Annotated in this window: 8 protein-coding genes and 4 tRNA genes; 7 read left to right on the top strand and 5 right to left on the bottom strand. The window is 70.8% G+C overall.

Features of this window, described 5'->3' with window-relative positions; genetic code table 11:
• Positions 1 to 506 precede the first annotated feature (506 nt).
• The 4 genes from AB0H56_RS14065 to AB0H56_RS14050 form a co-directional block, all read right to left on the bottom strand.
• A complete protein-coding gene (locus tag AB0H56_RS14065; protein WP_357161963.1) occupies positions 507 to 1364 on the bottom strand; it encodes a hypothetical protein in 858 nt (285 codons plus the stop codon).
• A gap of 1065 nt (positions 1365 to 2429) precedes the next feature.
• A complete protein-coding gene (locus AB0H56_RS14060; RefSeq protein WP_357161960.1) occupies positions 2430 to 2885 on the bottom strand; it encodes a hypothetical protein in 456 nt (151 codons plus the stop codon).
• Positions 2886 to 3430: 545 nt separating this feature from the next.
• Entirely contained in the window at positions 3431 to 3745 is a 315-nt protein-coding gene (locus AB0H56_RS14055) for a hypothetical protein (protein WP_357161957.1), read from the bottom strand.
• A gap of 59 nt (positions 3746 to 3804) precedes the next feature.
• Positions 3805 to 3876, bottom strand: a tRNA-Val gene (locus AB0H56_RS14050).
• 425 nt (positions 3877 to 4301) lie between these two features.
• Here AB0H56_RS14050 and AB0H56_RS14045 point away from each other — a divergent pair.
• From AB0H56_RS14045 to AB0H56_RS14025, 5 genes are all read left to right on the top strand, one after another.
• A tRNA-Gly gene (locus AB0H56_RS14045) sits at positions 4302 to 4374 on the top strand.
• Positions 4375 to 4413: 39 nt separating this feature from the next.
• Positions 4414 to 4484: transfer RNA gene (locus AB0H56_RS14040), tRNA-Cys, on the top strand.
• A gap of 1 nt (position 4485) precedes the next feature.
• Positions 4486 to 4560, top strand: a tRNA-Val gene (locus AB0H56_RS14035).
• A gap of 169 nt (positions 4561 to 4729) precedes the next feature.
• Complete coding sequence (mraY, locus tag AB0H56_RS14030; RefSeq protein WP_357161954.1) at positions 4730 to 5803, top strand: phospho-N-acetylmuramoyl-pentapeptide-transferase; 1074 nt, start codon at positions 4730 to 4732, stop codon at positions 5801 to 5803.
• Between the two features lie 65 nt (positions 5804 to 5868).
• Complete coding sequence (locus AB0H56_RS14025; protein ID WP_357161951.1) at positions 5869 to 7086, top strand: hypothetical protein; 1218 nt, start codon at positions 5869 to 5871, stop codon at positions 7084 to 7086.
• Here the strand turns inward: AB0H56_RS14025 and AB0H56_RS14020 are convergent.
• On the bottom strand, positions 7025 to 7978 hold the full coding sequence (locus tag AB0H56_RS14020; protein ID WP_357161948.1) for a hypothetical protein: 954 nt from the start codon (positions 7976 to 7978) through the stop codon (positions 7025 to 7027). The two genes, AB0H56_RS14025 and AB0H56_RS14020, sit on opposite strands and share 62 nt — an antisense overlap.
• 383 nt (positions 7979 to 8361) lie before the next feature.
• On the opposite strand from AB0H56_RS14020, the gene AB0H56_RS14015 reads away from it, so the two are divergent.
• Both AB0H56_RS14015 and AB0H56_RS14010 read left to right on the top strand, forming a co-directional pair.
• A complete protein-coding gene (locus AB0H56_RS14015) occupies positions 8362 to 10983 on the top strand; it encodes a hypothetical protein (protein ID WP_357161945.1) in 2622 nt (873 codons plus the stop codon).
• A gap of 215 nt (positions 10984 to 11198) precedes the next feature.
• On the top strand, positions 11199 to 11663 hold the full coding sequence (locus AB0H56_RS14010) for a CinA family protein (protein ID WP_357161944.1): 465 nt from the start codon (positions 11199 to 11201) through the stop codon (positions 11661 to 11663).
• Position 11664: the final 1 nt, after the last annotated feature.

Below are 11664 nucleotides of genomic sequence, written 5' to 3'. Positions count from 1 at the left end.
ACCGCGGGTGGATCCGCGGGTCACCGCGGGCCGATCCGCAGTTCACCGCGGGTCGCTCCACAGGTCACCGCGGGTGGATCCGCGGGTCACCGCGGGCCGATCCGCAGTTCACCGCGGGTCGCTCCACAGGTCACCGCGGGTGGATCCGCGGGTCACCGCGGGCCAATCCGCAGTTCACCGCGGGTCGCTCCACAGGTCACCGCGGGTGGATCCGCGGGCCAGCGCGGGCCAATCCGCAGGTCGGCACAGGCCAATCCGCCGGCCAGCGCGCGACAATCCGCAGGTCACAGCGGGTCGATCGATCCGCAGGTCAGCGGGGGTCGATGCACGGGCCGTTGCGCGGGTCGGTGTGCAGGGCAGCGTCGGTCGTTGTGCGGGTCGATTCGTGGGGACAGCGTGGGGTCGATCGACGGGGTTGGGCGCGCGAATCTCTGGGCGCGGCGGGCAGTGTGTAAATCGGTCGGCGGGCCAGGCGCACGAGACGATGCGCGGGACTGATGTGCGGGTCAACGGGCAGGTCGACGCGCGGGGTCGGTGCGCGGCCGTCTGCGACGGTCACCGGGTCGGGGTGGTAGCGGTGGACCGTTGCGGCCGGGGGCTGGTAGGCTGGCACGGAACATGCCGTAGGTGATGCGTTGTCGCACTGTGGCATCGAGTGCCTCGCGCAGGGGTCCGTCGCGCAGGACCGCTTCGGTGCCGAGCAGGCCTTCGACGAGGGCCAGCGCGCCGGCGGTGTCGCCGTGGTCGAGGCGCTCCCGGACACCGGTCAGCCAGTCCGGGCGACGGTGCGCCGCATCGATGACCTGCAGGCACGGCAGCGGCGTGCCGGTCAACGCGACCAGCAACTCCTCCCGCCGGATCTCGGCCGGGTCGTGATCCAGGGCGGACAGCACCCCGTCGACCAGGCCGATCCGGTGACGTTCACCCCGGCAGTGGACAAGTGTCTGCTGCAGCTGTCCCGAGTCGCGGCGCGGGCGATCCGCCGGGCCGCGACCGGGCGCGAGCGCCTCGGCGACCAGCGGATGCAAGCGGTCCGGGGTGATCGCGCCGGATCGCAGCAATGCAAGGTCGGGCAGCACCCGGGTCGCGGCATCGGGAAGGACGGGGAGCGAGGAGGTTTCGGCGCGCGGATGGTCGGGCAGGATCCGCACTCTCCCGCCGTCGATCTCGAGCACCAGGTGGCGTCGTCCCCCGAGTCGCACCACGAACGGCCCGGCACGCCGCTCGGCTCGCAACAGGATGTCGGCTTCCGCCGCCCAGCGGTCGACGGCGAAACCCGCCGCCACAAGCTCGGCCCACGGATCGTCGGCGGCGTCACATGAGCGCGGGACCGCCCACCGGTCCACCTCGGATCCGGCTGCCACCAGCCCACCGCGCCGGTTCTCCTCGTGTTCGGGTAGCCCGCTACGCCGGTCCCCACCACGTTCGGGTAGCCCACGACACCCGTCCCCGTCCCCACCGCATTCGGGTAGCCCACTGCACCGGCCACCGTCGCGTTCAGGTAGCCCACCGCACCGGTCCCCACCACGTTCGGGTAGCCCACTGCACCGGCCACCGTCGCGTTCAGGTAGCCCACCGCACCGGCCACCGTCGCGTTCAGGTAGCCCACCGCACCGGCCACCGTCGCGTTCAGGTAGCCCACCGCACCGGTCCCCACCACGTTCGGGTAGCCCGTTGCACCGGTCGGTATCGGACCCGAGGCCGCCGCTGTCGTCGAATCGTGCTGCCCCGGAACGGATTCGCAGGTCCTGCGTTCGGCGGGCATCCCACAGGTGCCGGTGCAGGTCGAGCCGATAGCGCCGATCCGGGCGTGGGTGCGGGTGCAGTGTCGGCGACGCCCCGTCCCACACCGCCAGCGCGATCCGCTGTCCGGCATCCGCCCACGCGGGTGCGGTGCGCACCACCACGTGGACGGGTTGCGTTCGCTCCGAACAGCTTCCGTCGTAGCTGGCCAGGGAGATCGTCAGCCCCGGCCGCAGCAGACCGTCGGGCGCCACCCGAGGGAGATGCCAGCGCAGCAGATCCGGCGCCAGATACCGCAGATCGTCGCGCACCCGAGCGGCCAGATCCCGACCGTGCGTCCGCGCCACCGCACGGAGTTCGAGGTCGACATCCACGCCGGCCGCGGCACAGGCGCCCGCCCAGTCGCCGACTCGCCTTCTGGCAGTGGCCGTCTCGATCATCGACCAGGGCACGGCGAAGTCACGCACCCGCGACCACAGGCGCAGCCGGGCATCGTCCCACCACGTGGTGGACGCGCGGACGCGCGGCGAAGCAATCAGAAATTCCGCTCGATCGAGCGAGGAAGCCGGTTCGAGGACCGGCGTGCGGCTCAACGGCCTGGGCGCTCGACGCCCTTTCGACTAGAAGTCATGTGGCCCAGTATGCACAACCCCGCGCCGCCGGACAACCAACGACCCCGGCTCGGCTCAGCGCAGCACGCCACGGCGAACCATCCGGTGGCAGTAGGCCGCGAACGCGACCGAGAGCAGGAAGACCACCAGGTCGAACAGCGCCAAGCGCGTCCCCAGAATGTCCAGACGGTCCCGGAAACCGTAGGTGACCAGCGCCAAAACGATCTGACCGACTACGCCCGCGGTCGCCGCCGCGAAGGCCCAGCGGCTCCGCGCCAGCAGCAGCACCGCCGCGAGGAGTCCGCCCCACACCCCGACGGTCCAGAACACTGCGAGCAGGAGCGGGTAGTCGGTGAAGTACGCGACCTGCTCGGCCGTGTAACCCTGCGACCGGAAGTACTCGGCGTTCTCCGACAACGCCATCACCTGGTCGTAGACCCCGCCCAGATTCAGCAGCAGGAGCACCACTCCGACCACCCACACGTGCCAAGGTGTGCGGATCCGGGCAGCCTGCGTTCCGTGCTCGGACATCGCGCCGGCACCCCCTGTCTACTCGGAACCACCGGCGTCCTCCGGTGGCGGTCAACCAGCCACCGCTCGCCGCCCGACGCCGCGCCTCTCGACACCAGCCTAGGTCGACGACCCGACCACCGCCCGGCGATTCCACGGACACACCACGTCCGGACGTCGGTGCGGCTCAGCCGAACTCGGCCAACCGACCGTCATCACATCGGGCACACAGCACCGCATCCGCCCGGGATCCGCGGCGACGCACGCGCGGTGCACCCTGTTGACATCCATCGGGCACACTGCAAGCGCGACGCTGGGACCGCGATGATCTTCAGCTGTCGACCATCAGGTCGAGTGGCCGTAGCCCAGACGTCCACATGCAGTAGTCGATGAATGGTCCGACGAACTGCAACGGGACCTGCATATTCCTACACGCCCGCGCCACGTCCACTCACTGACTTTCCGTGTACCGCGGTGGATGCGCGATGCCCGCGGCCGATGCAAAGGCACCGCTCGACCAGCACGATGGCGAGCCCGCCCATCACCTGGAGACGGTCGCCGTCGGACTACGGCGTCGTGAATCGGACCGGTCCGAACTCGAACTCGGCCTGCTCGATCGCCGCGGCGATATCCGAGTGGTAGGTGTCGGTGACACAGTTCCACTCGGCGTCGCAGTAGAACAGGTAGGCCCCGTCGCCGCCGTCGTAGCGGGCGATCGCGAGTGCGGCGAAGCCGTCGACCACGGTCCCGGCAACGGTGTGGCGTGTGCGACCGATCGGTGCCAAGTCGCCGATCTCGGCAACCCGCAGGACTTGTGCGCCGTCGATCAGCGCCGGGACAGGCCTCGGATTCGTTCGATCAGCGTTCACGATCAGCCCCACAGGTATGTAGCAAAAAAATGCAGGCCAGCAGCGAAGGCTGCTGACCTGCATTCTCGGAGTGGTCCCAGCTGGTTTCGAACCAGCGACCTTCCGCGTGTGAGGCGGACGCTCTCCCGCTGAGCTATGGGACCGAACTGTGCGCCGAGGGGCTTCGGGGGTGCCTCTCGAACGAGATGGAACATTAGCACGGGGTACCCGTGTGACACCAAATCGCCTCGTGACGGGGAGCATCGGGCTTCCGTGCGCTCGCTGGACGGGTGCGGCCGCCGCCCCGCCCTGTCCCGGGCGACGGATGCCGCCCGGGTGGCAGATGCCGCGAACATCATTTGATGCGCATATCTATGTTTTTTCATGTCATGGGCCATCGGGCGTTCACCGGGGCGCCACGGACGATTCAGCGCCGCGACCATCTCCCGACCGCGGGAACAACACCCCTGTAATTCACATTTAGGCCCATCTACCAGCCGATTTGTAGTCTGCGCCGACCGTCGGCTAATGTTTCTCTCGCACCACGGAGAGCAGCTAGCCGCCAGGCCGGCCACTCCGGAGTGTGAATGCGGATGTAGCGCAGCTGGTAGCGCATCACCTTGCCAAGGTGAGGGTCGCGGGTTCGAATCCCGTCATCCGCTCGAGAGGTAGGTTAGGCATCATGCCATCCTCCTTTGCGCGGTGGAGTGGCCGAGTGGTGAGGCAACGGCCTGCAAAGCCGTGCACACGGGTTCGATTCCCGTCTCCACCTCGCGCGATTAGCTCAGCGGGAGAGCGCTTCCCTGACACGGAAGAGGTCACTGGTTCAATCCCAGTATCGCGCACCACAAGAAGGCCCCGGTTTCGACCGGGGCCTTCTTGCTGTTCCGGGGAAGATCATCCGATGTAACCCAGGTCACTCCTTTGCCGGACGGGGACCGCACTCCCCTAGGATCGGCACTCGGCGTCGCCCGGCCGGTGGTGGCGCGGTGGACGGCGGCAGGGAGAGGCGAGCAGTTGAGGCAGATCCTGTTGTCGGCGGGGATCGCCCTGTTCGTGACCATCACCCTCACCCCGGTACTCATCCGGGTGTTCGCCCGGCGCGGGTTCGGGCAGGAGATCCGGATCGATGGACCGGCCAGTCACCAGACCAAACGCGGCACCCCGACGATGGGAGGGCTCGCGATCGGCGCGGGTGTGTGGGTGGGGTTCCTCGGCTCGCATCTGATCGGGCTGCTGTGGAACGCGCCCGGACCCAGCGCCTCCGGCATCCTCGTGCTGCTGCTGGCCTCCGCGCTGGGCATGGTCGGATTCCTCGACGACTCCATCAAGCTGCGCAAACACCGCAACCTCGGGCTGACGGCGGCGGGCAAATACCTCGGGCAGATCGGTGCGGCCGTCGTGTTCGCCGTGCTGATCCTGCGCTTCCCCGGCGCCACCGGCCTCACCCCGGCGAGCAACAACCTCTCCTATGTCCGTGACATCAACACCATCGCCTTCACCTCGCTGATCTTCGTCGCGTTCATCTGCCTGCTGGTGGTGGCCTGGTCGAACGCGGTCAACATCACCGACGGCCTCGACGGGCTGGCCGCCGGTTCCATGAGCCTGACCCTCGGCGCGTACGTGGTGATCACGCTGTGGCAGTTCGAGAACTCGTGTGAGCTCGATCCGGGGCGTGGCTGCTACAACGTGCGCGACCCGCTCGACCTGGCGGTCGTGAGCGCCGCGGCGGCGGGCGCGTGCATCGGGTTCCTGTGGTGGAACGCGGCGCCCGCCAAGATCTTCATGGGCGACACCGGGTCGCTCGGGCTCGGCGGGCTGGTGGCGGGGCTGTCGATCACCAGCCGCACCGAACTGCTCGCGGTGGTGCTCGGCGCGCTGTTCGTCGCCGAGATCCTGTCGGTGCTGCTGCAGATCGTGGTGTTCCGTACGACGCACACCCGGCTGTTCCGGATGGCGCCGTTCCATCACCACTTCGAGCTGAACAACTGGCCGGAGACCGCGGTGATCATCCGGTTCTGGGTGCTCGCCGGCATCGCGTCGGCGATCGGGTTGTGCCTGTTCTACGGCGAATACATCACCGCGATCTGAACGGGCGCTGTCGGTGGCCCCGGCTACGCTGACCCGACACAGCGAGCCGAGCGGGAGGATGGCCAGTGAGAGCCGGGAGCGGGCGCGAACTCGACCACGACATCGCCGCGGAGGTGTCCTTCGAGCTGGAGGAGCTCGACGAGCTGGTCGCCGAGCTGCTGGTCGAGCATGCCGAACGCGCCGCAAGGGACGCGAAGATCGTCGCCCTGCGGCTGGGCATCGGCGGGCAGCGCCCGGAAACCCTCACCCGCATCGGCGCCCGCTACGACCTGGCCCGCGACCGGGTCCGCCAGCTCTACGCCAAGGCCATCGGCCAGCTCCTGCGCGAAGTCGCCCGCTCCGGGCATCGCAGCGCCGCGGTGTTCGCCCACCGCTACCCGCGTGATGTCGGCGATCTGCGCCTGGTCCGGACGCTGCTCGCCGAGACCTATGCCACCGACACCGATCTGGTGGCGATGGAGTGGTCCTATCTCAAGCTGCGCCTGGCCGGGCACGACCAGACCGACGCCAAGCGGGTCGCCGGGTACGTGATGCAGCGAATCCTCGGCTGGCAGAAGAAGACCGCCAGCATCCTGGCCAAATTGCGACCGCTCGACGAGACCGACGACCTCGACGCGCTGCTCGACGACATCGCCGGGGGCGACGGCACGCCCGCACCGCTGCCCACCGCCTCGGCCCGGGTCGCCGACGGCGACGACGACGGCCGCGGCCGGTTCTATCTCGCCTCCATCGGCCGCGACGTGGCCTACGACTCCGCGCTCACCGCCCGCCTCCTGCGCAGCCTCGACGCCGACCCGAGGGTGACGGCCTTCCAGGAGGAACCGGTCGCGCTCACCTACCGGTTCGGTGAGCAGGACCAGGTGCACTATCCGGCGGTCGCCGCGCAATTCACCGACGGGCGGATCACGCTGATCGACGTCGTCCCGCTGGGCCGGATCGCCTTCCACCACACCAGGGTCCAGTGCGAGCTCGGCCGCGCGCACGCCGACGCCAACGGCTGGGGCTGGCACGCCTGGACGGGCAGTGCCCTCGACGAGGCCGCGCTGCGCGCCCGCCCGATCGACCCCGCCGTCGAGGCACGCCTCACCGCCGACCTGGCGCGCGGCCCCTACGATCGCCGCGCCCTCGCCGCGCTGCGCGCCGAGACCGGTCTCGAGCTGCTCGACCTGGCCGGGCTGGTGCTGCGCAACGACTGGCGGTGGGAACGAACGCCGATGCGGCTCAGCGCATCACCATCGCGCCCGCCATCAGCGTCACGCACAGCAGCATCGCGCAGCAGGTGAGCCACTGCCACTGATTGATCGTGCGATCCATCCGCGCGATCGTCGCCCGCAGACCGGCCGCGATCCGCTGCTGCGCGACGAGCTCGCTGCGCACGCCCGCCAGCGTGATGGCCTCGGCGTCGGCGTTCACGCCCGCCCGATCGATCCGGTGGTGCAGGCGGGAGACGAGCTTCTGCTTGTCCCGCACGGTCTGGCGCGACACCGCCAGCTCCACCCGCTGGTCGCGCAGTTGCTTGCGCTGCTGTTCGATCAGGGCGGCCTGCGCCCCGGTATGCCGTTCCCAGGTGCCCACCTCGGCCCACCCTCCTGTCATCAGATCCACGTGTCCCCAGTGGATCTCACCGTTCACCCAGCCCGCGAGGACATCGCGCAGTTCCCAGCTCGCCCGCGACGCCGTCGCGAACCCGGACTCCCCCGCCGCCAGCATGCCCTGGTCGACGCGGTAGTCGGCGGACGCGGGCGCGAAGTCGGCGATGCCGACCGCGGGCACCAGCGGCACCCAGTAGCCGCGCGGGCAGACCCACAGCACATCGTCGATCCCCGCGGCCCGCAGCCGCTCACGGTGGGCGCGGGCGGCGGTGATGTCGAGCGGGCCGGTGCGCACCTCCACCACGCAGCGACGGTCGCCGCGACGCCAGTAGACGTCGACGGGGATGTCGTCGACGCGGGCGTCGACCTGCGCCTCGTCGGCTCCCGCCGCCGTGAGACGGCCACAGATCCAGTGCTCGAGCCGCTGCGTATTCCACTGTCTGGCCACACATTCGGGGCAGCCGCAGCCGTAGCCGGTCCGCTCCGGCGCCGCGCGCCGGGTGCCCTCGGAGATGCCGAGTTCGTCCAGCAGCGCCCGTCGTCCACACGCGACCTTGGTGTCGCCTCGCCGCTTCGTCCTCACACCATCACTCCCTCACCCGGGACCCTGACGTGTGCCAGCGCCCACGCCATGTGTCCAGGTTCCCGCAGCGGCCGACACGCCGCCAGCCCCCTTGACCCGCGCTCGGGTGCGTCACCGATCGGTGATCGAGATCACACACGCGACTCTGCTTGTATATCAAGCCATTTCATTGTGCCAACGTCGCAGAACGACGCCGAGATCTTGATCATTTCGATACACACACCCGGCCTGTTGCTGGTCCTTTTCGTCCGGATTACGAATCGGTTCGGCGCGTCGCCGAATCCGTCCGGCGGCCATCGCGCCCGGACGGAGCGGGCCGACGGTGGATATGATCGCTGCGGCCGGGGCGGGCACGCTCGCCGAGCACGGGAAGTAGGGTGTGCATGAACCACGCTGAGCACGACGAATCCATCGGGTCGATGCTGGCGAGTATCGCCGCGGCACTGCGTGAGGTCAGTGACAAGCTCGATATCGTCGCCGCCCGGGTGCAGCACGAGGTGCCGACCTTTCCCGCCGACGACGATCTTCCCGAGAAGACCAGGATCCACCGGCTCGAATCCTGGGCATTTCATGCGTCACAGGACATTTCGCGGTTGAGCTCCCGGCTCGACGCCCTCGACGGTGGTGACACGCCGCCGCGCACGGGGCGCAGCACCCCGAGCCGCCGTGAGGTCAGGGAGGCCGCCGAACGCGCGGCCGCCGAGGCGGAGCACGCCGACGAAGGGGCGCGGCCACCGCTGGAACGGCGGTCCCCCCGCACCGATCACCTCGGCGATCCGACGTGGCCGCTCACCGTCGCCCCGATTCCCCGGGCGAGCGGGGAAGCCTCGGGTGCGGAAGCTGTTTCGTGGTCGCCGTTCTCGGCCCCCGACAGCGAGTCGCGCTCGGATCAGAGCGGCGGGTCCGGCGGGGTGTCGACGACGCTCGCCCACGACATGGGCGCGGCCCGTGACGCCGCCTCCGCCGAGCGACGCAACGGTCGCACCGTCGCCGCCGCGCACGGCGCGCGGGAGGAGACCCGCAACGGTGCCGTGCCGGAGGGCGGCGTGGCGCTCGACTCCGGGCGCGGGCTCAATGGCGCGGGGACGGGCCTTTCGCAACGCGTCCCGAGTGCCGGGGGCCGTGTGGCCGAAGAGGAGCCGAGCCGCAACGGCGCCGTGGTGCGGAACGGGGCGGCGGCGGACGCGCCTAGCCCTGGCACGACGTCGGGCACGGGCAGCGGTCGCGAAGTCGTGTTCGGCACCGCGGGGACGACCGCGGTCGGCGGCGTCACCCCGCGCGAGCCCCGGTCCGCGACCGAGGTGTTCGGAGACTCCGTCCGTGGCCGCGAACCCGCGGAATCGAGCGACACCGCGGCCGCACGCGACATCCGCACCGCCACCGACGGGCGCGACGGCGGTGCGCACCGGCCGATCTCGCCGGTCGAGACCGCCGTTCCCGGGACCGTGGGCGATGCTGTCCCGGCGGCGGCCACCGAGACATCGGGTGTGGCGGGAGCGTCCGCTGACGGGCGCGTCGGTGGGCATCGGACGGCGGAGATCCCGGTGGAGCGGGCCAGACCGGTGGGCAGGGTCGACGCGGAGGTCGAGACCGCGGTGAGCCGGATCGGATCGGCGGCTTCCGGTGACGGCCCGGGTGCCGCCGAGACCGCGGCGTCAGCGGCCGGCTCCGCGCCGGCGCAGCGGACGAACGGCCACGCGCACGGGTCCGAGCCACGAACCGCGGAGCCCGGGTCGGGCGGGACCGCGAACGGTATCCACTGGACGTTCGCCGACGACGACACGCTGACCTCCACGCCCGTGGTCCGAAACGGTCACGACCACAACGGCTTCACGGGCGGAGACTCGCGCGACCAGCTACCCTCTGCCTCCTCCTCCGGCACGCCCGCACCACCCGCGCGACTCTCCGCGCCGAAGACCCGGCCCGTCCCCAGCGCGGAGGCTGCGGCTCCGCCCGCGCACTCGGCCCCCGTCCCCACGAGCATCACGATTCCGGCCGGCGATTCGCCCGAGCGAGTGCCGGAGTTCGCCGACCCCACCGGGCAGGCCGACACCCGCGCCACCGACCGTCGCCCTGCGGCGGATTCGCTGGTCAACGGCCAGAACGGCGCCACCAACAGCGCGCTGTCGGGCTTTTCCGCCACGGTGGAACTGACGCCGTCCACGACCGGTTCCCCTGCGGCAGAGACCGATCACACCGCGAACCCCGGACCGGCCTCGCACGCGCCTGAGCCGGCTCCCACCACCAGCGCCACGCCCGTGAGCACGTCCCCGCACGGGATGGCCCGCTCCACGGAATTGACGGCCCCCTCGTCTGTCGATCGCGGCCAGGCCGCGTCGAGCACCGATGACACGGGACAAGCCGCCGAGCACACGGCGATGACAGCGAGTTCGGATATCGCCGCGCACACCGGCGGCATGCGCACGCAGCGCGGGTCGGCCGGCGAGACATCCCCGACGGGCATCCCGCTGTCGACAGGCCACACGGCGCCGGCCCGGATCCCTCCGGGCGAGGTGCGATCGGCCACGGACCAGGCCGCGGGCACCGCCGACGTGGGACGGGCGCCGGGTGGGCTCACCACCGCGGCGGACAGTGCCGGGCAGCGGTCGGTCGCCCAGGGATACCCCGCACCGGCCGAGACGCGATCCGCGTACCCCGCCGCGGCCGACGAGTACACCGGATACACCCCGTCGGGCAATGGCCGCGGGCCCGCTGACATGCTCACGAACGACACGGGTCGGCCGGGATCCGCCGACTTCGGCGCGCCGGTCCCCGGCGGTGGCGGCGCGCAGACGAGCCCGTTCGATCGCGTCCCGACCGACCCCGAACCGCCGACGGCGACCGACGCGGCGGGGATCACGGTGACCGGCACGTACCGCGCGTTCGACATCGAGCGGGCCCACGTCGACAAACTGCAGGCGATGCTCGACGAACTGAAGCGCTCGGCGGGTCTGCCGCCGGGGCGGCGCGACGTCTTCGGCCCGCCGACCACGGACGCCGGCTGACCGGCCGCGAACGCGGCTCGATCCGAGGTATGGATGGCGGTTGCCGGTCCGTCGTCGACACGCAGCGCCACCGGCGCACTGGACCCGGCAACCGCCCGCCCGCCGGTCGGGAGGCCGGACATCCCGTCCCCGGTGGCAGTCTGTGATTGGATCCACGGCGAACATACCCGCGTGTTCCCGTGCCAAACGGGTCCCCGACCGCGCCGGAGGAGACCATGAACGCGATCGCCGAGCAGCTCGCCGAGCTGGCCGAACGCCACGATCTGACGGTGGCCGTCGCCGAATCGCTGACAGCGGGCAATGTGGCCGCGGCCCTGGGCGCCGCGCCTGATTCCGCCGTGTGGTTCCGCGGCGCGGTCATCGCCTACGCCACCGAGGTCAAGCGACGCGTCCTCGATGTCCCGGATGTGCCGGTGGTCTCCGAGGTCGCGGCGAAGGCCATGGCCGAGGGCGTCCGAACGTTGCTGGACGCCGACCTCGCCGTCGCCACCACCGGCGTCGGCGGCCCGGGTCCACAGGACGGTGAACCCGAGGGCTCGGTGTGGTTCTGCGTGTGTTCGCGCGACCACGTGCGGACCAGCCACCGGCAGTTCGACGGCGCCCCGGCGGAAGTCCTCGACCAATCCGTGCGCTACGCGCTCGAGCTCCTGCTGTCGATGGCGACGGCGATCGCGCGGTAGT

Origin of the sequence: Nocardia sp. NPDC050717 (assembly GCF_040654275.1) — a bacterium.
Taxonomy (GTDB): domain Bacteria; phylum Actinomycetota; class Actinomycetes; order Mycobacteriales; family Mycobacteriaceae; genus Nocardia.
This window is presented reverse-complemented; position numbering and strand designations above follow the sequence as displayed.

Excerpts from the sequence above, each read along its gene's own strand:
- AB0H56_RS14060 (WP_357161960.1), bottom strand. The coding sequence starts at position 2,885 with ATGTCCGAGCACGGAACGCAGGCTGCCCGGATCCGCACACCTTGGCAC.
- AB0H56_RS14015 (WP_357161945.1), top strand. The coding sequence starts at position 8,362 with ATGAACCACGCTGAGCACGACGAATCCATCGGGTCGATGCTGGCGAGT.
- AB0H56_RS14010 (WP_357161944.1), top strand. The coding sequence starts at position 11,199 with ATGAACGCGATCGCCGAGCAGCTCGCCGAGCTGGCCGAACGCCACGAT.